This window comes from Chloracidobacterium sp., assembly GCA_025057975.1.
In the GTDB taxonomy this organism is placed as follows: domain Bacteria; phylum Acidobacteriota; class Blastocatellia; order Chloracidobacteriales; family Chloracidobacteriaceae; genus Chloracidobacterium.
In genome coordinates this window covers 158,343-181,126 of record JANWUV010000002.1, presented here as the reverse complement: position 1 = coordinate 181,126, position 22,784 = coordinate 158,343, and the positions used below count along the sequence as shown (strand labels likewise).

General features: G+C 61.3%; 17 protein-coding genes. 8 read left to right on the top strand and 9 right to left on the bottom strand.

Annotated features, from left to right (window positions below; all coding sequences use genetic code 11):
• Positions 1-96 precede the first annotated feature (96 nt).
• The gene (locus tag NZ585_02465; GenBank protein ID MCS7078901.1) at positions 97-1,974 is read right to left on the bottom strand and encodes a sensor domain-containing diguanylate cyclase; all 1,878 of its coding nucleotides are present in this window, start codon (positions 1,972-1,974) and stop codon (positions 97-99) included.
• A 171-nt stretch (positions 1,975-2,145) separates the two neighbouring features.
• Between NZ585_02465 and NZ585_02460 the strand changes: the two genes are divergently transcribed.
• The 5 genes from NZ585_02460 to NZ585_02440 all read left to right on the top strand — a co-directional run bounded on the left by NZ585_02460 (position 2,146) and on the right by NZ585_02440 (position 8,218).
• Positions 2,146-3,732: a methylmalonyl-CoA mutase family protein gene (locus tag NZ585_02460; protein ID MCS7078900.1), complete on the top strand. Its 1,587-nt coding sequence runs from the start codon at positions 2,146-2,148 to the stop codon at positions 3,730-3,732.
• A gap of 64 nt (positions 3,733-3,796) precedes the next feature.
• Complete coding sequence (gene serS / locus NZ585_02455; protein MCS7078899.1) at positions 3,797-5,074, top strand: serine--tRNA ligase; 1,278 nt, start codon at positions 3,797-3,799, stop codon at positions 5,072-5,074.
• Positions 5,074-7,239: an ATP-binding protein gene (locus tag NZ585_02450; GenBank protein ID MCS7078898.1), complete on the top strand. Its 2,166-nt coding sequence runs from the start codon at positions 5,074-5,076 to the stop codon at positions 7,237-7,239. Before serS ends, NZ585_02450 begins: the two co-directional genes overlap by 1 nt.
• Entirely contained in the window at positions 7,236-7,637 is a 402-nt protein-coding gene (locus tag NZ585_02445; GenBank protein MCS7078897.1) for a response regulator, read from the top strand. Before NZ585_02450 ends, NZ585_02445 begins: the two co-directional genes overlap by 4 nt.
• A 128-nt stretch (positions 7,638-7,765) precedes the next feature.
• A complete protein-coding gene (locus tag NZ585_02440; protein ID MCS7078896.1) occupies positions 7,766-8,218 on the top strand; it encodes a response regulator in 453 nt (150 codons plus the stop codon).
• A 93-nt stretch (positions 8,219-8,311) separates the two neighbouring features.
• On the opposite strand, the gene NZ585_02435 is transcribed toward NZ585_02440, so the two are convergent.
• The 6 genes from NZ585_02435 to NZ585_02410 all read right to left on the bottom strand — a co-directional run bounded on the left by NZ585_02435 (position 8,312) and on the right by NZ585_02410 (position 17,720).
• Complete coding sequence (locus NZ585_02435) at positions 8,312-8,845, bottom strand: hypothetical protein (protein MCS7078895.1); 534 nt, start codon at positions 8,843-8,845, stop codon at positions 8,312-8,314.
• Positions 8,842-10,641 carry an ATP-binding protein gene (locus NZ585_02430; protein ID MCS7078894.1) on the bottom strand — a complete coding sequence of 600 codons (1,800 nt, stop codon included), beginning with the start codon at positions 10,639-10,641 and terminating at the stop codon, positions 8,842-8,844. The genes NZ585_02435 and NZ585_02430 overlap by 4 nt, the downstream gene beginning before the upstream one ends.
• The gene (locus NZ585_02425; GenBank protein MCS7078893.1) at positions 10,613-14,137 is read right to left on the bottom strand and encodes a protein kinase; all 3,525 of its coding nucleotides are present in this window, start codon (positions 14,135-14,137) and stop codon (positions 10,613-10,615) included. Before NZ585_02425 ends, NZ585_02430 begins: the two co-directional genes overlap by 29 nt.
• 200 nt (positions 14,138-14,337) lie before the next feature.
• Positions 14,338-14,625, bottom strand: a complete 288-nt coding sequence (gene gatC, locus NZ585_02420) for an Asp-tRNA(Asn)/Glu-tRNA(Gln) amidotransferase subunit GatC (GenBank protein ID MCS7078892.1) — start codon at positions 14,623-14,625, stop codon at positions 14,338-14,340.
• Positions 14,626-14,943: 318 nt separating this feature from the next.
• Positions 14,944-15,381 carry a hypothetical protein gene (locus tag NZ585_02415; protein ID MCS7078891.1) on the bottom strand — a complete coding sequence of 146 codons (438 nt, stop codon included), beginning with the start codon at positions 15,379-15,381 and terminating at the stop codon, positions 14,944-14,946.
• A gap of 41 nt (positions 15,382-15,422) precedes the next feature.
• Positions 15,423-17,720, bottom strand: a complete 2,298-nt coding sequence (locus NZ585_02410) for an ATP-binding protein (protein MCS7078890.1) — start codon at positions 17,718-17,720, stop codon at positions 15,423-15,425.
• A 92-nt stretch (positions 17,721-17,812) separates the two neighbouring features.
• Between NZ585_02410 and thiL the strand changes: the two genes are divergently transcribed.
• Positions 17,813-18,835 carry a thiamine-phosphate kinase gene (gene thiL / locus NZ585_02405; GenBank protein MCS7078889.1) on the top strand — a complete coding sequence of 341 codons (1,023 nt, stop codon included), beginning with the start codon at positions 17,813-17,815 and terminating at the stop codon, positions 18,833-18,835.
• On the opposite strand, the gene NZ585_02400 is transcribed toward thiL, so the two are convergent.
• Together NZ585_02400 and NZ585_02395 are read right to left on the bottom strand one after the other, a co-directional pair.
• Positions 18,781-19,572: a glycosyltransferase family 2 protein gene (locus tag NZ585_02400; protein MCS7078888.1), complete on the bottom strand. Its 792-nt coding sequence runs from the start codon at positions 19,570-19,572 to the stop codon at positions 18,781-18,783. The genes thiL and NZ585_02400 overlap by 55 nt on opposite strands.
• Positions 19,569-20,621, bottom strand: coding sequence for a class I fructose-bisphosphate aldolase (locus NZ585_02395; protein MCS7078887.1), 1,053 nt, complete (start codon positions 20,619-20,621; stop codon positions 19,569-19,571). Before NZ585_02395 ends, NZ585_02400 begins: the two co-directional genes overlap by 4 nt.
• Before the next feature lie 170 nt (positions 20,622-20,791).
• Here NZ585_02395 and NZ585_02390 point away from each other — a divergent pair, with 170 nt between their 5' ends.
• Positions 20,792-21,526: a response regulator transcription factor gene (locus tag NZ585_02390; protein ID MCS7078886.1), complete on the top strand. Its 735-nt coding sequence runs from the start codon at positions 20,792-20,794 to the stop codon at positions 21,524-21,526.
• Between the two features lie 12 nt (positions 21,527-21,538).
• The gene (locus tag NZ585_02385; GenBank protein ID MCS7078885.1) at positions 21,539-22,783 is read left to right on the top strand and encodes an exonuclease SbcCD subunit D C-terminal domain-containing protein; all 1,245 of its coding nucleotides are present in this window, start codon (positions 21,539-21,541) and stop codon (positions 22,781-22,783) included.
• Position 22,784: the final 1 nt, after the last annotated feature.

Below are 22,784 nucleotides of genomic sequence, written 5' to 3'. Positions count from 1 at the left end.
GCCCCGGCCTGGGCGGGGGTTGCCGGGGTTGTACAGGCGCGATCTCCGAGAGCGATCTCGCGGCGGGCTAACAAAGCTCCGCGTCAAGTGCATCGCTTACGCCGACAGTGACGCTTCTGTGACGCGGTTGCGTCCGTCGCGCTTGGAGGCGTAAAGCGCCTTGTCGGCCGCCGCAATGAGTTCTTCCGGCGTGGCGACAGGCAGCTTTGGAACGGCCGCCACGCCGAAACTGGCCGTGATGTGCAACTCCCCGGCGGCGGTGGCGACCGGACGGCTCTCGATGTGACGGCGGAGACGTTCAGCGACCTCTACGGCGTTTTTGGCCGGTGTCTGCGGCAGCACAACGAGAAACTCTTCGCCGCCATAGCGCCCAGCAATGTCAGTGTCGCGCAGTTTGCTTCGTACCAACTGCGCCAAATGGCGTAGCACTTCGTTCCCGACTTCGTGACCGTAGGTGTCGTTGACCTTCTTGAAGTGATCAATGTCGAACATCAGGACGGCCATCTGGCTGTTTGACGCCAGCGTTTTGGCGAACACTTCGGCCAGTTTCGCTCGGACGGTACGGGCGTTGAGAAGGCTAGTCAGTCCGTCCACCGTCGCCAATTCATAGAGTCGGGCGTTTTCCAGCGCACCAACCAGTTGCTGTCCCAATGCTCGTAGCATGGTCTCGTCCTGCTCGGAAAACGCCCGCGGCCGATGGCTGGCGACACTGATGACGCCTAAGGTTTTCTTTTCCGCTTCCAGCGGTACACCCATCCACGAGCGATAGGGCAGTCGTTCGGTCAACCAGCGGTAGCCGTACGCAGCCGCTTCGCGCTCCAAATCGCCGATCCGCAGCGCCTGCTTGTGCCGAACGCACCACTCCGCCAACCCCAGCGCGTCCATTTCTGGCTGAAGCCTCTCGCGCTCACCAGTGATGTTCCACAGGTCGCTTTGCTGGGAATCGCGTTCCACGCCGCGCCGCTCCCGCTTGGGCTGGTTGGCTGCAATGGGCTGCCACTCCAGTGTGCGCGGCGTTGTACCGTCTTCGGGAAAGAGATAAACCGCCAGGGAGTCGGCTTGAAACAAATCGCGTCCCTCATAGTACAGGGCTTTGAGCAGTTCACGGCGAGTTTGCGCCGGATTGCTCAACGCCCGCCCCACGCCGACGAGGATTTTCATTTCGGCGATGGTGCGTTGTTGACGCGCAAGCGCCGCCGCCTGCTGGCTCAGCAGGGCCACCAACGCCACCAACACCGTTCCCAGCGCGAGCACCGGTGGGAAATCAAGTCGCGCATAGACCACCGCAATCATGATTGAGAGGACGACGGTGGCGAATTCGGCGAGAAAGGTAATGACCGACTGCGTGGCGCGCACCTCCTGCCAGAACGCCGCGAACGAAACGCCCCGCACCCAGAGGGTGAGGAACGACACGCTTACCCGCATGAGAAAGACTGATAGGTAAATTAGCGGGATGGTCAGCAGTTCGCGCAGATGAAACTGCGGACGGGTATGCCACTCAGTCAGATGCAACGCCTGCTCCATCGTGCCGCCCGTCAGACCGATGAAGGCTGCCACCGAGCCATGGAAGAGCACTTCCCCAAGCGCAATGAGCCAGCCCCCAACGGGCAGCCCTTTTTGCAAGCGCTCGGCCTGCTGACTAACCGCTTCCAGAATGCCGGCTATCCCAAGCAGGAGAATGGTGACTTCCTTGGGAAAGACCAAGACAAACAGCACCGTCAGGCCGTCTTCGGCTGGGGTGTAGAGGTAGGTTTCCGAGCGCCGGCGCAAAAATGAGCACAGGACAAACAGCAGCAAGAACACACCCGCCGCCACACCATCCCGCCCGCTCAACAGATGGCGTACATCGCCCCGTATCGCTCCTAGCGTCTTGAGTTCGAGAACGACCACCAATAGCCAAAAGAGCGTCCCAAGCCCCCAAACCAGCAGTGCGTAGGGGAAACCAAAGGGGGTTCGGGTCAAGCGTGACGGCATACGCAAGCCTCAGCGAATCAGCCTAGAGCCACCGCTTCAGGCGGAAAGGATGTCGCTTTGCGGGCCGGCAATGTAGCAAACGCCCGTTTGACACACTATCATCGTGTCACGCACTCGTAAGCTCCTGTGTCGCCCTTGAACTTCGTTACTCCGCGTTCCCCACACGGCGTTATGTCTCCAAAAGTCGAAGCCAAGCGTTTTACTTCGTCCGGCATTGAGCTAAAGCCCTACTACCTACCCGCCGACGCCCCGGCCGCTGGTGACGAAGAACCGGGCCGGTACCCTTTTACACGCGGCATTCACGCTACGATGTACCGCGCCAAACTGTGGACGATGCGCCAGTACGCTGGTTTTGCAACGGCGGCCGAATCCAACGCGCGTTACCGCTACTTGCTGTCTCAGGGGACGACCGGCCTGAGCGTCGCCTTTGATTTGCCGACCCAGATCGGCTTGGATTCAGATTCGCCGCTTGCGTTGGGCGAGGTCGGCAAAGTCGGCGTCGCCATTGATTCCATCGAAGACATGGCGACGTTGTTCGACGGCATCCCGCTCGACCAAGTTTCGACTTCGATGACCATCAACGCCACGGCGCCGATTCTACTGGCGCTTTACATCGCCGTCGGCAAACGGCAGGGCGTTCCGCCGAACAAGCTCAACGGGACGGTGCAGAACGACATTCTCAAGGAGTACATCGCGCGCGGCACGTACATTTATCCGCCCCGTCCCTCGCTGCGACTCATCACCGACCTGTTTGCCTACTGCGCCCGCGAAGTGCCCAACTGGAACACCATTTCGATTTCCGGTTACCACATCCGCGAAGCGGGCGCGACGGCCGCTCAGGAAATTGCCTTCACGTTGGCCGACGCCATTGCCTACGTCGAGGCGGCCATCGCCGCCGGTCTCGATGTCAACACGTTCGGCCCGCGCTTGTCTTTCTTTTTCAACGCCCACAACAACCTGTTCGAGGAAGTCGCCAAGTTTCGCGCCGCTCGGCGCATGTGGGCCAAGATCATGCGGGAACGCTTCGGCGCTACCAACCCTCGGGCCTGGATGTTGCGCTTCCACACGCAGACGGCTGGCAGCACGCTTACGGCGCAGCAGCCCGAAGTCAATGTCATTCGCACCACCGTTCAGGCGCTCGCCGCCGTACTGGGCGGCACGCAATCCCTACACACCAACAGCAAAGACGAAGCCTTGGGTCTACCGACAGAGGAATCGGCGCGCATTGCGCTCCGCACCCAGCAGGTGCTGGCGTATGAATCCGGCGTTGCGGATGTCGCCGATCCGTTGGGCGGGTCGTACTTTGTCGAGGCTCTGACTGATGAACTGGAACGCCGCGCGGCTGCCTACATCGAAAAGATTGACGCGATGGGTGGGATGCTGGCGGCAATTGAGCAGGGCTTTCCACAGCGTGAAATCCAACAGGCGGCTTACGAATACCAGCGCGCTGTGGAACACAACGAAGTCGTTGTCGTCGGCGTCAATCGCTTTCAAGTGGAGGAAGAGCAACCGATTCCAATCCAGCGGATTGACCCCGAAGCCGAACGGGCGCAGATTGAGCGGGTACGCGCATTGCGGGCGCGGCGGGACGCAGCCGCGTGGACGGCGGCGCTCGATGCGCTGGAGGCCGCGGCGCGCGGCACAGAAAACCTCATGCCGTACATCCTCAACGCCGTGGAGAACTATGCGACAGTCGGCGAGATTTCCGACCGGCTGCGGGGTGTGTTTGGCGAGTATCAGGAAACCATCGTGATTTAGGACGGCTTCACAACCCTTTCCCGCCGGCTTCTCGTTCAGGGCGGTACTAAAACGCCTGTAGCCTATGCTTGGACTCGACTTCATCCGCCAAAACTTTGACCTTGTTTGTCAGTCCCTCGTCAACCGCCGCTCCGACCTGACCTTGGACAACTTCATTAAGCTTGACGCCGCACGTCGGCGGCTGATCGGGGAGGTCGAACAGCGCAAAGCCACGCTCAATCGGATTAGCCCGCAAATCGGCGCGCTGCTCAAGGCTGGTCAACGGGACGAAGCCGAGGCGAAACGGGCGGAAATGCGGGAGCTCAAAGCCGCCATTGAAGCCCTTGAAGCCGAGCGGGAAAGCGTTGAGGCGCAGTTGCAGGAGCTAGTACGCATCATACCCAATGTTCCTCATCGCTCCGTCCCAGTCGGCGATGAATCCGCCAACCAGGAAGTTGCACGGTGGGGTGAGCCGCGCCGCTTCGACTTTGAGCCGAAAGATCACGTCGAACTGGGAATAGCGCTCGGCATCCTCGATCTAGAACGCGCCGCCAAAATCTCCGGCGCGCGCTTCGCCGTCCTCAAGGGCTTGGGTGCCAAGCTGGAGCGGGCGCTCATCAACTTCATGCTCGATCTGCACTTGACCGAGCACGGCTACACCGAAGTGCTACCGCCCTTCATTGTCAACGGCGACGCGCTGTTTGGGACGGGACAACTCCCCAAGTTCGAGCAAGATCTGTTCAAGTTGACCGACGAGCGCGGTTTGTACCTGATTCCGACAGCGGAAGTACCGGTAACGAACCTGCATCGCGGTGAAATTCTGGATGGGGCGCAGTTGCCCATCCGCTATGTCGCTTATACGCCCTGCTTTCGGAGCGAGGCGGGCAGCTATGGGCGCGACACGCGCGGGCTGATCCGCCAGCACCAGTTTGACAAGGTGGAGTTGGTGGCTTTTGTGAAACCGGAGGAAAGCTACGCTGAGTTGGAACGTCTGACGGCTAACGCAGAAGTCGTGCTCCAGCGGCTAGAGCTGCCCTACCGCAAGGTTGTTTTAGCGACCGGCGATATGGGCTTTGCCTCAGCCAAGACGTACGATTTAGAAGTTTGGCTGCCCAGTCAGCAAGCCTATCGGGAGATTTCCTCATGCAGCAACTTTGAGGCCTTTCAGGCGCGGCGGGCCGACATCCGCTTCCGCCGCGAAGCCGGCGCGAAACCGGAGTTTGTGCACACGCTTAACGGGTCGGGTTTGGCGGTCGGGCGGACGTGGCTGGCCCTACTTGAGAACCACCAGCAGGCGGATGGTTCGGTCGTCATCCCACCGGCGCTGCGTCCCTATCTGGGCGGACTGACGCGATTGGGCTGATGGTTGTTCAGAGTGAAGCCATGGGCGAAAAGGCTGCGCCGACAAACGACGAGCCGTTGTTTCACGGACGCCTGCACTACAAGATTCTCCTAGCCACGTTGGTGTGCGCTGCGCCGCTCATTTTCGGCGTGGACTACCTGTTTTATCGCAACCTGCGCCGCGACAAGATCGCCGAGCAAAGCCGCCAGCTGCAGCACATCGCCGCCACAACCGCTACATTGCTGGATGTTACCAAGCTGCTGCCGCAACCGACGACCGACTTGCAGGCGCTAGCGACCCTGACGGCGCAGCTGCGCGCTGTCCAGCGCGTCAACGAACTGGATCAGCCAATTGGCCTGTTTTACTGGCGGGATGGTCAGTTCGTCCCAGTTGAGACGCTGATGGACAGGCCACCGGTTCATCTTTTGCGTCCTGAGGCCCGGCAGGCGGTCGAGCGGCAGGAAGCGCTGGCGACAGACTTGTATGTGGACGAGCGGGGGACGTGGATTTCGGCCTATGCGCCGTTCCGCACGACGCCGGCAGGGCCGGCGACAGGGATCGTCGCGGTGAGCGCCCGCGCTGATCGGATGAACTTCCTCATCATTGAGCACTTCAAGCTGTTGTTTTTGGAAGTCACCCTGACGGGGCTATTTATCGTGGCGTTTTTCTCGCTCATCCTGCGGTACTTCGTCACGCAACCGCTGGGGCGGTTGTTGGAAGCGGTGCGCGCCATGGCGCGGCGCGACTACACCTACCCTATCTGCACCGAGGCCAAGGATGAAATCGGCGCTCTGGCGCGCGCTTTCGTCCAAATGCGCGAAACGCTTCAACACTACGTCGCTGAGTTGGAGTCGTTTGCGCAGACCCTCGAAGAGAAGGTCGAAGAGCGTTCAATGGATTTGATGAACGCCAATCAGGAGCTTTTGCTGGCGAACTCCGAGCTTTATGAGAACCAGCGTCAGCTGCGCAAAATCAACGAAGACCTACGCCGCGCCAATCTGGCGGTGATGGAGAGCAATCGGCTCAAGTCGGAGTTTGTGGCGAACATGTCACACGAACTCCGGACGCCGCTCAACGCCATCATCGGCTACACGTCGTTGCTCCAACGTGGGCGCTACGGCGCGCTGACCGAAGCGCAGACCCGCGCGCTGACGCGCATCGCTGAGAACTCGACGAACTTGCTCGAACTCATCAACAACTTCCTTGATTTTTCGAAGATCGCAGCCGGCAAAATGGAGGTCAAAGTAAGCGAAATTGATCCGGTGCGTTTCCTGTCGGAGATTATCGCGCCGCTGGACGCGCTGGCGCGCGCAAAAGGGTTGACGCTCAACCTTGAAGCGCCGTCAGAGACGCCGCCTGTGGCAACCGACCCGGCGCGGCTGCGGCAGGCAGTGACGAATCTAGTGTCCAATGCGCTTAAGTTTACCGAGCAGGGCGGCGTCACTGTGGCGCTTCAGTTTGAGCCGAGCGCCGAGACGTTCACCATCGAAGTGCGGGACACCGGCATCGGCATCGCCGAAAAAGACCTGCCGCATATTTTTGAAGAATTCCGGCAGGTGGACGGCTCGGCCACCCGTAAGTACGGTGGCACAGGGTTGGGACTGGCAATTGCGCGGAAAAACATTCTCCTGCTGGATGGCGTCATCGAAGTGGAAAGCGAGGTCGGCAAGGGGTCGGTGTTTCGCGTGCGTTTGCCGGTGCGTCTGCGGGAGCACGAACGGATGGAGGCCAGTGAAAAGCCCATTTTGTTGCCGCGCCCGTCCCCGGACAACCGCATCATTCTGTGTATTGATGATGAGCCGGATTTGGCGCAGCAGTTGAAAACGATGCTGGACCTGACCAGCTACACGGTCATCAGCGCCCACAATGTGACCGAAGGATTGGAGTTAACGACGGTGTTGCGGCCGCGCGTGGTTGTTCTTGACTTGATTCTCCCCGGCGTTAGCGGTTTGACGTATTTGGAGCGGTTGGCGGAGGACCCAACCTTGAGCGGGATTCCGGTGATTGTCGTCAGTCAAGCCGACCGCCGGATGGCGCAAACGGCTTTTGAGTTCCCCATGGTCATCGGCTACCACCCCAAGCCGCTTGACCGCACATGGCTGCTCAACAACCTGCAAAAAATCGAGCAGGAAACGTCCGGCCGTCAGATCGAAGCCGCCGGCGCGGTGGGAACGTTGTCGTCATGACGCGCGTGCTGGTCGTTGAGGACAACGCCGACAGCCGTGAGATTCTCACGTTTGAGTTGGAGGCGGAAGGCTTCGAGGTGTACGCAGTCGGTGACGGCCTCAGCGCGGTTGAAGCGGCGGCGGCTTTTCGGCCGGATGTCATCGTCATGGACATCTCCCTTCCAACGGTTGACGGGCTTGAGGCGACTCGCCGCATCAAGGCGCAGCCAGCTTTGGCGACCGTACCTGTCCTGGCGCTGACCGCCCATGCGATGACCGGGGATGAGGCGCGTTTTCGAGCGGCCGGCTGCGACCAGTACTTGGCGAAGCCAGCGAACCCGGAAGACGTGTTGCAGGTGATTCGCCAACTTCTAGAGCAGGCGCAACGACCAGCACCCTCCAGTCCGTCGGACGCCTAACCCGGTACAGCTGACAGCGTGCTGGACAGTGGACAAACAGCGCCAAATCGTAGAAAGTTTTGACGCCACCTGTTGTGGCCGGCGTGGCCGGCGCATTGCAACACTTCTCGTCCCCGTCGGCAAGCTGCATGGGACGTTTATCATCTGAAAAAAAACCGCGAATTCTGGTTATTGATGACAATCAAGACGTACTTGACCTGTTACGGGACGAACTCACCGCCGAAGGGTATGAGGTTGAAACGGCGGTAGACGGTCTGGCTGGCCTCCGCGCCCTCAAGCGGTCTAAGCCCGATTTGGTCATCATTGACATTATGATGCCGCAGATCAGCGGGCCGGCGGTGATGACGTTGATTGGCGAAAAGGATCATTACCGCGAGCTGCGGGATGTGCCGATGATCATTATCTCGGCGCAATCCAACATTGAGTACGTCCGCGAAGAAGGCCTGCCGCTTGGAGAGTCGGATTACCTGACTAAGCCGATTGATTTCGACCGTCTGCACGACCTGATCCGGCGTAAGTTGGGTCGCCACGCCTCGGACACGCCGCCGCGTACCGACACCGCACACCTAGCGCACGCTTAGAGACGTTACCGGCCACAGTGAGTGAGGTGGTGCGTCACAACAAACAGGGTATGGCCAGCGGCGGCTTATACCAAAACCTGATTGGAAGGTGCGCTACGGTTGCGTTTCCACTGGTCGCTCGCGGTACTGCTTAGCCTTGCCTTCTTCGAGCAGACGACGGAGGTTCTCCCGCGCCTTGAAAACACGGAGAGATGCATCTTGTCCGGGTGGCGGTGGGCTGTCGGCGTTGTCTTGGCGCTGTTTCTCCGCTTCGGCGTCCCGCAGTTCTTCACGCGCCTCTTCCACTGCACGTCGCCACACTTCCTCTGGTGAGAGAGGGGCCTCGGTGCTTTCGCTGTTCTCACTCGGCGTCGCTACTGCTTCACGCGCCGCCGCAGCGGAGGGGGAAGCGCCAACCAATGGGTTCATTCCACCAGCTTTGATGGTTACCAGAAGCTCTTGTGCGCCAAGTGGCAAGTCGTCGGGCAGGGGCGTCGGCTCGGTGGGCGGCGCCGAGCGACGCGGGGGCCGTCGTGGTTGCTTCTTGCTTTGAGACGACGCCTGCGCCGCCAACCACGGGTCGCTAGCCGCAGCAATCGGCTCGCCGACCAGGCTGCCAACCAGCAGCATACTGATCATCAGGCTCATCGTGCGAAACCTCGCGTTTCAGCAGGTGTTTGCAGAGGCAACGAGATGCGAAACTGTGCGCCGCCTTGGGGTAGGTTGCTAGCCTCAATGCGCCCATTGTGACCGAGGACGATTTTCCGAACAATAGCCAGTCCCAGCCCATGCCCATGCTTTTTCGTCGTGAAAAAGGGCACGAAGAGATTCGCGGCGACCTCCGGCGGCAGACCGCCGCCGGAATCCTCGACGATGAGCGTTGTCTTAGTCGGGTCGGTTTCCGCGCGGAGTGTCACCCGTTTTGTCGGCGCGTCGTCCGGGATGGCTTCGATGGCGTTGCGAAGAAGGTTCTCCAAAGCCTGCCGGAGCAGGCCCGCATCCCCGGCGACCATTGGTAAGTCCGGCGCAACCTCCAATGTCACGCCGCGTCGCTCGGCTGTCTCGCACAGTGCGGTGACGACTTCGGCTGCGATATCCGACAGGTTAACGGACGCGAAGGCGACGCGCATCGGCCGCGCAAATGTCAGAAAATCCGTCACGACCTGCGTTAATCGGCGCACTTCCCCCCGCAACGCCGCCGCCGCCGGTGACTGCGGCGCGTCCTGCGCCAGCAGGCGCGCGTAGCCGTCTATTGTCGCCAAGGAGTTTTTGAACTCATGCGCCACGCCTGCCGCCAGTTCGCCGACGCCGGCGAGGGTTTCCTTGGCTCGCATCGTTGCCCGCAAGGCCGCTAACTCTGTGATATTGGCGACCAAGCAAAGGACGCTTGCCGCTCCGGGAATCGGCGCCACGCTCACATCAAGCGTTCGCCGGTGGCCGGCAAGCACCACTTCCATTTCAGCTTTCCGCCGCAGGCTGCCGTCCATCAGAGCGGCGCCGATCATCTCAGCTAGTTCCGGCGCGTCCGCAAAAAACACACGGTAGTCAACGCCTGACGACCGACCAAACAACCGCTGCGCCGCCAAGTTCGCCAACACAACTGTGCCGTCTGCCGCCGCTACAATGAGCGCGTCAGGAATGCTGGCCACAAGCCGGTCGCTGAACTGCGCCTGGGCAACGGCACGCGTTTCGGCGTCGCTGCGCAGGCGTTCTAGTTCCCGCCCGGCCGACTGTAGGCGGTCAATAACAGCCTGATAGCCAGCCATGACAACTTCAACCGAAGCCGCTGACGTTGGCGCACGGCTGTCGGACGAGCCGGCAAGCGTTCGGGACGGTGCAACAAGATGGCGAACTAGCCAGAATCCGGCGGCGGCGACAGCCAGCCACAACGGGAGTTCATACGCCAAGCGGATGACGATGGCGGAGAGCCGAACGGTGCGATGGCGCACCACCACGCCCAGCGTTCCAACCGGCGACCTAGCGGCCGTGTACAACGGTACGGTCACCAACCACTCTCCCCCGGATAAGCGGCTGACTCGCTCGCCGTCTATTCCAGTTGGTTCAATGGGGAGGCGTTCCGGCAATGGCAACTCATGCGCCGCCGACCCGCCGTAGGTCGCGGCAGCGCGCTTGCCAGTCAGATCATAGAGCGCCGCCGCCATACTCAAGTTGGGTGGGGTGTGCGGCGGTGGCAGATGCGCCGCCGAAAGTTCACTCACAGCGCCGATGACGGCGGCCAGTCGCCGCGCCGCCAAGAGTGCTTCCGCCTGCGCACGTCCTTCGGCTTCACGCTCATAGGCATGGCGCAAGGCGTAGGTCGCCCAGAGACCAACTAGACACACACCCGTCAGCAACGCCACCAACGCCGCCGTCAACGCCCGTCCCTGCTGGGGGCGACGGCGCATCGGAACGACATCAGGTTTCGGACGACGGTAGGCGTTCATCAAAGGTGAGTGTCGGTGTATTGTGCTCGTCGTACGGCGCTGCGCCGCTCGGTACGACTTTTGGAAAGCCGCGACTGTCGTATAGCATCGGCTGAGATAGGCGCCAGCTCAACGCCAAGACCAGGTCACGCGGGGTGGGACGCGCCGCCGGGTCCTTCTCCAGCGCCTGTGCCACCAACTGACTCAGTTCGTAAGGAACATCGGGCCGTACTTCGTGGGTGGGGCGCGGCTGGTGCGTCAAGTGCTGCAGAGCGATGCCGACAAAACCGCTCGTGCTGGTAAACGGCAGCGCTCCAGTCAGCATCTGGTAAAGCGTGACGCCGACGGCGTACACGTCGGATTTTCCATCGTAAACCAAGTGTTTGATCCGTTCGGGGGCCAAATAGGCGGCCGTCCCGACTACTGTTCCCAGCGCGCTGACGGTTTGCTCACCAAGCGGGTCTTCGCCCATCAACTTCGCCACGCCGAAGTCCACCACCTTGACGACTTCACCGTCTTTCGTCTGGTGCAGAAAGATGTTGTCCGGCTTGATGTCGCGGTGAATGACGCCTTCCGCGTGGGCGGCTTCGAGAACATCCAACACGGGAATCAGAATCTCCGCGCACCGCTCCGGCGGCAATCTGCCGCACCGCCGGAGTTCATCCGCCAGCGTGTAGCCCTGCAGCAACTCCATGACGATGTAGGCGATGCCTTCGGCTGAGACGCCCGAACCCAACACCGCCACCGCGTTGGGGTGATTGACGCGACAGGCGGAGACGCCCTCCCGCCGAAAACGCTCCAACGCCTGCGGTGAGTCGTTGCCGGGCGACGGCCGGAACACCTTGACCGCCACCTTGCGGTTGAGCGTCAACTGGGTGGCTTCGTACACGGTGCCGAAGCCGCCCGCTCCGATTTTCACATCCAGTCGGTACTTGCCGTCGAGCACCGTACCGGGCAACGCCTCCGCCAAGGCGCTGAACACCAAGTTTGTGCGTCGCTGCGCCTCAGCCAGTTCTTCGTTCTTGCGCGCCAGATCGTGGTTGGCCGCCGCGAGCTTCTCGTTCTTTTCGGCTAAGTTTTGATTGGCGGCGGCGAGCGCGGCCGTTCGTTCGGCGACCTTGGCCTCCAGTTCGAGCGTCCGTTTCCGTAGGAGATACACGCGCCACTGCATGACGCTAAAGCCCAGTCCGACAAACGCCAAGGCGTACAACACGAACGCCCACCAGCGCGCCCACCACGGCGGCCGGATGGTGAAACCGGCCGTCGTCACTTCCTGCACCCGTCCAAGATAGTCGCGGGCGCGCAGGCGGAAGGCATACGTTCCGGGCAGCAAACTGGCGAAAGTTCGCCGCCGGTCGGTCGTCCAAGGCGTCGGCTCGGCGTCATAGCCGAGCAACTGCGTGGCGTACTGGGTCTCAGCGCACCGGAAAAAGCCCGGCAACTCATACTCAAACGTCATCGCGTTTTGGTCGTAGGCGAGCGTCAACGGCTGGTCAAACCGGCCTTCCTGATCCCGAATGAGCGCGCGCGTCAGACGCGGCGGCGCGCTCATCCGCTCCGTGATTTCCCTGCGCTCATCGAACATCGCCAGTCCGGCGACCGTCCCGATCCAGAGTCGTCCCTCGGTGTCGCACAGCCCTGCACCGCCGTTGCATTCGTTGCTGGGCAAGCCGTCCTCGGTGGTGAATGTCTCCACTGTCGGCTGTCGCCAGCCGGATGTCGCACTGCGCGTCAGTCGCGCCACGCCCCGATTGGTAAACACATACACGCGCCCTTGCCGGTCGTGACGAACTTCGTACGCGACGTTGTTCGGCAGCGCCGGGTCGGTGTTGTCACGCAACGCATGCCACGTTGGAGCGCCGCTCTGTAGATCGCCGACGGCGACGCCGCCGTACGTACCAACCCACAGCGTTCGTTCGCCGTTGTGTTCCATCCAATGTAGGGAGCGCACCACGTCGCTGGGCAGCGCGCCGTTGGCGCGGTCATAGACCGTCCATTGACCACGGTACAGACTGGCCACGCCGCCGCCGAACGTGCCGAACCACAGGCGTTTGCCGCTGGTCGGCTCGTTGGTCGCCAACAACGCCGTCACATACGGGTTAGGCAGGCGTGTGTCGTCCGCAAAGCGCCGCAGTTCGCCGTCCCGCCATACCGCCATGCCCTTTTCCGTTCCAATCAGAAGTTGCGGCCGTCCGGCGTCGTCTTCGGTTTCGAGCATACTCCAAACCCCGTTGTCCGGTAGGACGCTGTTGTCACGGTTGAAAATCGTCCACCGGCCGTTTTGCAGGCGGGCTAGCCCACCGGTCGCCGTCCCAAGCCACACGGCCGGGCCGTCGGACGCTTTGTCGGTTCGGTATAAGCAGGATACAAACCGGCTGGGCAGCGGACTGTTTTCGAGCTGAAACACTTCCCACCGACCGCCCCGTAAACAGGCCGCGCCATGGTTGCGCGTACCGATCCAGAACGTACGGGAACCGTCGGCTTCCGCGTACTCCAGCAGCGCCTTGACGCCCACCGTGGGAATCACATCCGGGATGAGTTGAACGCGATGCCATGCGCCCAGCCGCAGACGCGCCCAGCCGCCGCCGTTTGTTCCGCCCCACAACAGCGGCGGGCCGTTGCCCTGGCGCGTCTCGTACAGCGATGAAACTTCGCTGTTGGGAATGACCTTGGAATCCACGTTGTAGAGCGTCCACTCGCCCTTGCAGTAGGCGGCCAGCCCACCGCCGTTCGTGCCGACCCAGAGCGTCCATTCGCCGTTCGGCGCATAGGTCGCCGTCAAACTGCGGATTTGTCGCGTGCCGTTGAAGTCGGCGCGCAGCAGCGTCCACCGTCCGGCGCGGTAGGCGGCGACGCCGCCGTTGGCGAAGCCGACCCAGAGGGTTTGGTCGCCGTCCGGCGTGCGCACTTCAACCAACGCCCGAATGTCGTCGGCGGGAAGTCCGGTCGCCGTTGAGTGGATGCGCTGCACACGGTCGTCCCGCCACTCGACCAACCCTGCTTCAGTCGCCACCCACAGCAGCGGTTGTGCGTCCCGTTCGGAAGCAAGCAGCGCGCGGATGCGGTCGCTTGGTAAACCGGCGTTGGACTGTTTGAATGTATGCCACCGCTCGCCGTCAAAGCGCGTCAGTCCGCCGCCCAGCGTCCCGGCCCAGATTGTTGGACGGCCGCCCCGGTTCGGCAGTTCCGCCAGCGCCGTGACCGTGTTGTGTGGAAAGCCAGCTTGGCCGGCGTGGTAGTGCTCGGTAAACCGCCCCTCCTTCCGAACAAAAACGCCGTCGGCGTCGGTGCCAAACCAGAGCCGCCCGTCCGTCGCCGGCAACAGCGCCCGTACCCAGTTTGACCCCCTTTCACTGGGCATGTTGAACCGTTGCCATTGATGTCCGTCATACCGCGCCGCGCCGTCCTGCGTCCCGACCCACAAATAGCCATCGGCGTCGGTGGTCATTGTCATAACGGAGTTTTGCGGTAGGCCGTCGGCGTCGGTGAAGGTGCGCGACCCCGGCAAGAACGCCATCGGGGACGCCTGTCCGCCGTCGCCGAACGCCGGTTGTTAGACAATGTTTGGGGTTGGGAAACCTGCGCCCGAATTGCCGCAACCAGCGTCAGCCACCAGACCGTCTTCCAGAGCGTCCACCGGAGAACGGCGCGCCAACCCAAGTTTTCCTTGCCGTCCGAGTTCATGATGCTGCGCCCTGTGGGGGTTGTCCTGAAGTGTCAGAGCACGCGGGGCACCTTGAAGTGCCCATAACCGGCTTCCGGCGCATTCGCCAAGGCGATCTCCGTGCCGGGCGGCGTGTGGGGAATGTCAGGGCGTAACGCCGTATCGCCAATAGCTGTACAGTGGGCCATCGGCGGCACATCCGTCGTGTCTAACTCATTCAAGCGATCAAAGTACTCAACAATTGCGCCCATTTGCGCCGCCAGCCGGGGTAGATCGGCGGGCGTCGGGCGCAAGTTGGCCAGTTGGGCGATTTTTTCAACATCTTGAATCGTGATAGCCATCGTTTCCCTCAAGCACGGGAAAGGGTGAAAAATACTGGCGTTGTAGGTGGTTCCTGCGAACCACTAAGTGGGAATTTGAAAAACAGCGCGTTTGGCCGCCCGCCGTTGTCTGCTGGACATGGCGACTAGCCGGCGCAGCGTCTCAGGGGGACGCCGATCATGCTCTCATCCTAGCTCCTCGGTTTTCGCTACTCCGCTTGTGGCCCAGCCAGAGAAGCGGCAATTCTTCAGGCTGCAGCCGTTGTAATGGTGTCAGCGTCAATGTTTTGCACCGGCGTGTCACGACGCCAGTGCACCAATCGCCGGTTCGGAAGTTGGTTACTCGATAATTGGGTCAGTGGCGGAAGCGCGTCCGCCGCGCCGGTCGCTCCCGCGTAGTTTGCCTGTTTGGTCAATGAAATACGACATCCGGCCTGAAGCCGGGTAGTCAGTGGGGACACTATAGCAGGCAAAGGCATTTTCCGAAGCTTCAATGAAAAATTGTGACATTCGGGCGTCAGAAGGGTCGTTGGGTAAGAAACCAGCATCCACCAACTCAGCCATAGATGCATAGCGTCCGTGGGCGGCGTGGAACGATGACTGCACGCGGGCGATAGTGAGCATACTTGCCCGCGTTGCGTTGTCCCGCGACGACTGACTGGCGGCGACCACCGCTTCATCCGGGCGCTCCTGCTTCTTACAGGCCAAGTGCCCAACCAACGCAAGCGCCAAGCCGAAGTTCAACATCAAGCGTATCAAGGGTTTCAGACATTGCATTGATGACGCCTCCTCGTTCAGGAATCGTTCCTAGCCGCCCCTCAAACGACGTGGGAAGTCGCCGGCGGCGCCGGTTCGATTTCCGCCGGAACTCGCTGCGGCGCGGCTTCAGCCACCGGAAACTCGATGACAAACACCGCGCCACGGGGATGATTCGGCTCATACCGAATCGTCGCCTGATGGTCGGACAGAATATGCGCCACAATCGCCAAGCCTAGGCCTGTACCACGCTCGCGCGTTGAAAAGTACGGCTCAAACAGGCGGTCTCGGGCTTCCGGAGGAATGCCAACCCCGGTGTCCGCCACACGCAGCTGAACCTTTTCAGTCGCGAGCAAGTGACAGGTTTTGATGTGAATTTCACCGCGCGCCGGTTTCTCGCCGCCGGCCTCAATCGCGTGGAGAGCGTTGTCAATCAGATTGACAAGGCATCGCTTGATCTGCTCGGCGTCAAGCAACACCGGCGGCAGGTCTCCGGCAAGGTCGGTCGTCAGCTGAATCGCGCCCAACCGGTCGGCATACAAAACGACGGTCCGTTCCACAATCTCATCCAGTGAACCGGGTTCCAAGCGGGCGTCCGGCAACTTAGCGAAGCGGGAAAACTCATCCACCAACCGTTGAAGCGTCGCCACTTCGCCGATGATACTCGCCGCGCATTCCTCCACCGTTGCTTGCAGACGCGGCAAATGGCCGGCATGACGGGCGACATTGCGCGCAATCCGTTCGGCGGAGAGCTGAATCGGGGTCAAGGGGTTTTTGATTTCATGGGCGATGCGCCGAGCGACTTCGCTCCAGACGGCGCTTCGCTGCGCCTGCATAATCGGTGAAATGTCGTCAAGCATGAGCACCACGCCGGTCGGTCGTCCTTCCGTGTCCGAAAGGGCGGTCGCCGTCAGCGCCACCTGCAATGACGGCCGTTCCGGCAGGCGGATTTCCGTTTCCAAGCTAGCTTGTCGTACCCGTCGCACGCGCCTCAGCAACCGCTCAAAATCGCTTCGGTTGGGTGCAGGGACATAGCTTAGAAAGTCGTCACCAACGGCGATGCTCGCTCCCAGCATGTTGCAGGCCGCCGGATTGACGGTTGTCACCCGTCCCTGCATGTCGAGTGACACAATGCCTGTACACAAACTGCCCAGAATCGTTTCGATGTAGCGGCGGCGCTCATCCAACTGTGCGCGCTGAACGCGCAGCTGCTGCGCCATAGCGTTGAAGGACTCCACTAACACGGCCAGTTCGTCATGCGCCTCAACACGTACAACATAGTTAAGGTTGCCGCGTGCGACAGCTTCCGTCGCTTCCGCCAAGGCGCGCAGCGGGACGACGACGACGCGCGCCGTCGTGACGGCGAACCACATCGCCCCGAACATCAAAAACAATGTCACGAAGCCCAGAATCAGCAAGTAGTTGAGCTTGATCGTCCGTGATTCGGCGATGAGGGTGGCGCGCTGATTGGCGACCCGCGTCAGTTCAGCGATTTTCTGATCAAGCACCGGCGGCATCGTCCGAATGACGACCAACACGCCGGCGTTCTGTTCGAGCGGGACGGCGGCGGCGATGTACGTGCTGAGTTCGCTTTCTAGATGGCCGGTGGGAAACGGATCGGCGGCGCGCCGCCGCAGGTCCGCCACGAACGCCGCCGGCAACGCCGACCAGTCGCCAAAAGAGGCTCGGACACCACCTTGTTCGTCAAACCACTGACCGGCTTCAATTCCCAGCGCACGGGCTTCTTCAGTAAAGACTCGTGCGGCGAGACTCGGCGCTAATGCCGCTATGGCGGACGTGCGCGACGGAGCAGTTTGCTGTTCGTACGCCGCCAAGCGGCGGGCGACCGCCCGCCCATCATCGTGCAGCGCACGCATTTCGCGCGTCAGTACCAAGCGTTGGATGGCGACCGCGTCCTCGCGGTAGCGTTCCGCCGGCAGGTTAAACCACTTGTCCAAGCTGCGGTTGAGGAGACCATACGCAAAGAAAAACAGCATTAGAAGCGGCAACGCCGAAACCACCAGTGAAGCGGTGACGAGGCGCGTCTGAAAGGACGCCCCCAGCGTCCGCTGCCGTCGTTCCTGCTGCAACTTCACGATGTTGCGAATGAGGAGCGCCAGCAGGATGATGAGCGCCAGAAAGTTCAACGCTGAAAGGGCGTACAGCAGCAGCGTCCCAGAGACGCTGCGCGGGGATAAAAACGGCAGTACGTTGAACGCCGCCTGCACGACCAGCGCCCCACACAAGACGATGACGAGCATCAGCAGCGACAACGTGCGAATGCGCCGCAAGCGATACGCTCGCAGCGCCCGTGTCGCTTCTTGGGGATCAACAATGCTTACCGGGTGCTCAGCCGACATGGCGCTCCACCGTATGACGCTGGATGTCTTGTTGTAGCATAGTCCGCGAAGGAATGGGGTTGCGCGCGCCCCCAACCGCGACGCGAAACGCTATGCGTTCCGAACGTGACTTTGTCCGCTGGCTTCAGCAACGGGCGGCCCAAACGCGCTCTGACATCTTGCTTGGGATCGGCGACGACGCCGCCATCCTGACGCCGCCCCCGAACCGCCAACTAGTCGTCATGAGCGATGCGTTAGTGGAGGATGTGCACTTCCGTCGGCGTTATGTGCCGGCGGAAGCGGTGGGGCACAAAGCGCTGGCCGCCAACCTCAGCGATTGCGCCGCAATGGGGGCGACTCCCCGCTGTTGTCTGCTTTCCCTAGCAATACCGTCCGACGCTCATGCCTTTGCAGAAGGCGTCGTGAACGGCTTGCTGGCGCTGGCCGACCGAACACAGGTTGCACTGGTCGGCGGCGACACAATCGCCTCTCCGCATGGCTTGTTCATCGCCGTCACCCTTATCGGCGATGTTGCGCCGGCGTGCGCTGTGACACGTGCCGGGGCGCGGCCGGACGACTACCTGTTTGTGAGTGGGACGCTGGGCGCAGCGGCAGCGGCTTTCCGCGCCCTCGAGCAGGGGCTTACGCCGCCGGACGCCGCAGCACGGGCGCGCTTTCTGTTCCCTGAAGCGCGTCTCAAGCTGGGGCGTTACCTTGCCGAGCGTCAACTGGCGACGGCGATGATTGATCTTAGTGACGGCCTCTCGGTTGACCTCATTCGGTTGTGTGAAGCAAGTCGGGTCGGTGCCGTGCTGGAGGCTGAGGCGCTCCCGGTTGCACCGGCCGCCGTCGCTGTCGCCGGAGACGCCGACGGTGCGCGACAACTGGCGCTTGACGGTGGCGAAGACTACGAACTGTTGTTTACGGTCGCACCTAGGCAGGTTCCAGCCGTCCTTGATCTGCGTAAAGCGCTCGCCGCCGAGGGCCTTCTGCTGACCTGTATCGGCCGTATCACAGAAGGCCCAACTGTGGCGTTGCGCCTCGCCGATGAACTACGCCCGTTACGAGCCGGCGGCTACGATCATTTTGTGCAACCTGACAGGGAAGGGAAGGGCGTCGCCGACAGTTCGGCGTAACCCCCCCGCCAGTCGCGCCAACAAAGCGCCGCGACATCCCAGAACGGTTTGATGGAACGCCAGTTCAACCCGACCTTCGAGCCTTCGGCATGGTTCCAGACGACCGGAATTTCCAGAACGCGCACGCCAGCCTTACGGGCGAGGTAGAGAATCTCCACATCGAAGGCGAAACCCGTTGTCCGTTGCGCGCGAAAGATGGGCGTGAAGACCTCGCGCCGAAACGCCTTAAAGCCGCACTGGGTGTCGGCGTAGGGCAAGCCGGTCAGCAGGCGCACAAAGCGGTTGAAGCTGCGCCCGGCGAACTCGCGCCACGGCGACTGGTGAACGCCAATCTGCGAGTCGGGTAGGTCGCGCGAACCGATGACCGCCTCGCACTCGCCGCGCTCAAGCGGACCAAGCAGCTTTGGCGTTTCGGTTAACGGCGTTGAAAGGTCAGCGTCCGAAAACACCACCACGTCGCCGCGCGCTTGTAGAAAACCGCGACGAACGCTGTACCCCTTGCCGTGGTTGCCAGGGTTGCGTAGGAGGTAAAGCGCCAGGCCCTGAGCGGCAAGTAAAGGCTGCATCTTGGCGACGATCACCGCCGTTGCATCGGTTGAGCCGTCGTCCACGACGATGACTTCCACACCGCCCTGCTGGTGGCGGAAATATGCGCCGACGCCGGTCAGCGTCGGCGCGATTCGCTCGGCTTCGTTGTAGGCTGGGATGACGAAACTGAGATAAGGCGCTAGGCTCACGCAATGGTCACTTCCGGCGCAAGATAAACATCCTGAATGAGGTTCAGGAGCTTGACGCCTTCCGCCATCGGCCGCTGGAACGCTTTGCGCCCGGAAATAAGTCCCATCCCGCCAGCGCGTTTGTTGATAACGGCTGTGCGAACGGCTTCCGCAAAATCGTTGTCGCCTGACGCGCCGCCGCTGTTGATGAGACCGGCCCGCCCCATGTAGCAGTTCGCCACCTGATAGCGCGTCCATTCAATGGGATGATCGGTCGCCAGTTCGGTATAGACCTTCTTGTGTGTCTTACCGAATTTGAGCGCCTCATAGCCGCCGTTGTTTTCCGGTAGTTTTTGCTTGACGATGTCGGCTTGAAGCGTCACACCCAAATGGTTGGCCTGCCCGGTCAGGTCGGCGGCGACGTGGTAATCCTTTTCGGCGGTTTTGAATGCGGCGTTGCGCGTGTAGCACCACAAAATCGTCGCCATCCCCAGTTCATGCGCCGCCTGAAACGCCTCGGAAACTTCTTGAATCTGACGGCTGGATTCCGCCGAGCCGAAATAAATGGTTGCGCCGACCGCCACTGCGCCCAGATTCCACGCTTGTTTGACCTGCCCAAACATCACTTGGTCGTACTTGTTCGGGTAGGACAGAAACTCATTGTGGTTGATTTTGACGATGAAGGGGATTTTGTGTGCATATTTGCGCGCAGCGAAACCAAGGACGCCGAACGTCGTCGCCACTGCGTTACAACCGCCTTCGATGGCGAGTTTGATGATGTTCTCACCGTCGAAGTAGATCGGATTGGGCGCAAATGAAGCGCCAGCGCTATGCTCAACCCCTTGGTCAACCGGCAGGATGGACATGTAACCTGTTCCGGCTAATCGGCCATGGTTGAAGAGTTGCTGCAAGCTACGCAATACTTGCGGCGAACGGTCGGATAGGGCGAAAACCCGATCTACAAAATCCGGGCCTGGTAGATGTAAATGTTCGGCGGGAATGCCTTTGGCGCGATAGGTCAGCAATGCTTCCGCTTCGTCGCCGAGCAGGCGCTCAATTTCTCCGATCATGACAGAAAGACCTCCGGGCGTAAGGAATAAGGCAGGGTAACCCCCAGAACGTACAGCCGCTTTGTAGCACAAGTGCTAAGCGGCGCGGCGACAACGTGAGCCGAACGCTCAATCCACCGCTCGAAAGCGGCGAGACAGCCCTTTATCCAAACTCCAAAAACGAGACGCTTATGACCGAAATGACCCAGACCGACATCACCAAACCCACCGTGCTGATTGTTGACGACGACCCAACGATTCGCCTGACGATTGGGGCCTACCTAAGCGGACAGAACTTCGCCGTGATGGAAGCGGCCACGGCACGGGAAGCAATTGAGTTAGCGACACGGCACCGACCGCAGGCGATTATTCTCGACGTTGTCATGCCTGACCTTGACGGTCTGCAAATCTGCCGTCAACTCCGTGAGTGCGGGATTCAGTCGCCGATTCTGTTTCTATCAACAGACAGCGAATTGGACACCCGCCTGCGCGGCTTTGCGTACGGCGGCGACGATTACCTCACCAAGCCGTTCAACATGCTGGAACTCGGCGCACGGCTGCAAGCCATTCTGCGGCGGCATGCCTTCGTCCCAGAGTTTGAGGAAATCCTCGTGCGCGGTGATCTCTCGATTGACGTGATTCGCCGCCGCGTCATTCGCAACGGCAAACCGATTGATCTGACGCCGACGGAGTTCCGCATATTACTGACAATGGCGCGGCGGCCTGGGCAGGTCTTCTCCCGCGACCGACTGCTGGACGAGTTGCGGAACGAAGAAGGCTACCTGCGCAATGTTGACCCTCATATTGCGCGGCTGCGGGCTAAGATTGAGCCGGTTCCAAGCCGTCCGGTTTACATCCAGACGGTCTGGGGGCAGGGCTATAAGTTTGAGTATGCAACTGCCCCAAGTTCACCAACGAACGTGTGACGCCGGCGAGCCATGCGCTTGCTGCACACAGCAGACTGGCATCTTGGCGCAACCCTGGGCGTTGTTTCGCGCGACGCCGAGCAGGCTTGTTTTCTCGACTGGTTGCTTGGTGTCCTTGAACGCGAGCGGGTGGATGCGCTGTTGATTGCCGGCGACGTCTTTGACGCCGCCAACCCACCCGCTGCGGCGCAAAGGCTGTACTATGACTTCCTTGCCAAGTGCCGCGCCCGGCTGCCCAAGCTGGATGTCGTCGTCATCGGCGGCAATCACGATTCAGCCGGTCGCCTTGACGCGCCGGCTGATTTGCTGGCGGCGTTCAACGTACGGGTCGTCGGAGGCGTCCCGCGCCGCGGCGACAAAACCCTCGACTTCGAGCGCCTGCTCGTCCCGCTGACCAATACCAATGGCGAGGTCGCTGCGTGGTGTGTCGCCATGCCTTTCGTTCGTCCGTTCGATGTCGGCGCGTCGGGCGATTTGGTCCAGGGTGTGATGGCGCTCTACGCCGAATGCTTTGACGTCGCCCGCCAAAAACGCCAAGCGGGACAGGCGTTAGTCGCCATGGGGCATGCCTTCATGGTCAACGGCAAGGTTTCTGACACCGAGCGGGCCATCCAGCGTGGCAATCTGGACGCCCTGCCGGTTGAGCTGTTTCCACCTGATGTCGCCTATGTCGCGCTGGGCCACCTTCACAGGGCGCAGCGCGTCGCCGGAAAAAAGCACGTCCGCTACAGCGGCTCACCATTGCCGCTTTCGATGAACGAACGTCACTACAAACACCGAGTTGTTCTCGTTGACTTGGACGGCGAGCGTGTCCGCATCACGCCGCTGCCCATTCCGCGCGCGCGCGATTTGCACCGAATTCCCAAGCAGGGTGCAGCCCCGCTTCAGGTCATCTTGGAGGCTTTGCGTCAACTCCCGCAAAAGTCGGATGACGATGGTCGCCTGCCGCCGCTTGTGGAGGTCCACGTTGCGGTTGATCAGCCGCAGCCAACCCTAAAGGCGGACATTGATAAAGCCGTTGAAGACAAAGCAGTGGAAATCGTCGCCATCCACGTCGCTTATCCGCAGCGCGGTGACACGCCGCCCGCCGATGCGCCCATTCAAAACTTGCACGATCTTCAGCCAAGCGACGTTTTTCTTCGGTGCTATCGGACAAAGTACAAAGACGAGCCGCCGCCGGCGCTGTGCAACGCCTTTCGGGAACTTCTTGAGCAAACGCAGCGGGAGTGTGCGCCGGAAACCTCGCTGTCACTCTGAA

What these genes read in the sequence shown, in the direction of transcription:
- NZ585_02465 (MCS7078901.1), bottom strand. Translation starts at nt 1,974, where the DNA reads ATGCCGTCACGCTTGACCCGAACCCCCTTTGGTTTCCCCTACGCACTG.
- NZ585_02460 (MCS7078900.1), top strand. Translation starts at nt 2,146, where the DNA reads ATGTCTCCAAAAGTCGAAGCCAAGCGTTTTACTTCGTCCGGCATTGAG.
- serS (MCS7078899.1), top strand. Translation starts at nt 3,797, where the DNA reads ATGCTTGGACTCGACTTCATCCGCCAAAACTTTGACCTTGTTTGTCAG.
- NZ585_02450 (MCS7078898.1), top strand. Translation starts at nt 5,074, where the DNA reads ATGGTTGTTCAGAGTGAAGCCATGGGCGAAAAGGCTGCGCCGACAAAC.
- NZ585_02445 (MCS7078897.1), top strand. Translation starts at nt 7,236, where the DNA reads ATGACGCGCGTGCTGGTCGTTGAGGACAACGCCGACAGCCGTGAGATT.
- NZ585_02440 (MCS7078896.1), top strand. Translation starts at nt 7,766, where the DNA reads ATGGGACGTTTATCATCTGAAAAAAAACCGCGAATTCTGGTTATTGAT.
- NZ585_02435 (MCS7078895.1), bottom strand. Translation starts at nt 8,845, where the DNA reads ATGAGCCTGATGATCAGTATGCTGCTGGTTGGCAGCCTGGTCGGCGAG.
- NZ585_02430 (MCS7078894.1), bottom strand. Translation starts at nt 10,641, where the DNA reads ATGAACGCCTACCGTCGTCCGAAACCTGATGTCGTTCCGATGCGCCGT.
- NZ585_02425 (MCS7078893.1), bottom strand. Translation starts at nt 14,137, where the DNA reads ATGGCGTTCTTGCCGGGGTCGCGCACCTTCACCGACGCCGACGGCCTA.
- gatC (MCS7078892.1), bottom strand. Translation starts at nt 14,625, where the DNA reads ATGGCTATCACGATTCAAGATGTTGAAAAAATCGCCCAACTGGCCAAC.
- NZ585_02415 (MCS7078891.1), bottom strand. Translation starts at nt 15,381, where the DNA reads ATGCAATGTCTGAAACCCTTGATACGCTTGATGTTGAACTTCGGCTTG.
- NZ585_02410 (MCS7078890.1), bottom strand. Translation starts at nt 17,720, where the DNA reads ATGTCGGCTGAGCACCCGGTAAGCATTGTTGATCCCCAAGAAGCGACA.
- thiL (MCS7078889.1), top strand. Translation starts at nt 17,813, where the DNA reads ATGCGTTCCGAACGTGACTTTGTCCGCTGGCTTCAGCAACGGGCGGCC.
- NZ585_02395 (MCS7078887.1), bottom strand. Translation starts at nt 20,621, where the DNA reads ATGATCGGAGAAATTGAGCGCCTGCTCGGCGACGAAGCGGAAGCATTG.
- NZ585_02390 (MCS7078886.1), top strand. Translation starts at nt 20,792, where the DNA reads ATGACCGAAATGACCCAGACCGACATCACCAAACCCACCGTGCTGATT.
- NZ585_02385 (MCS7078885.1), top strand. Translation starts at nt 21,539, where the DNA reads ATGCGCTTGCTGCACACAGCAGACTGGCATCTTGGCGCAACCCTGGGC.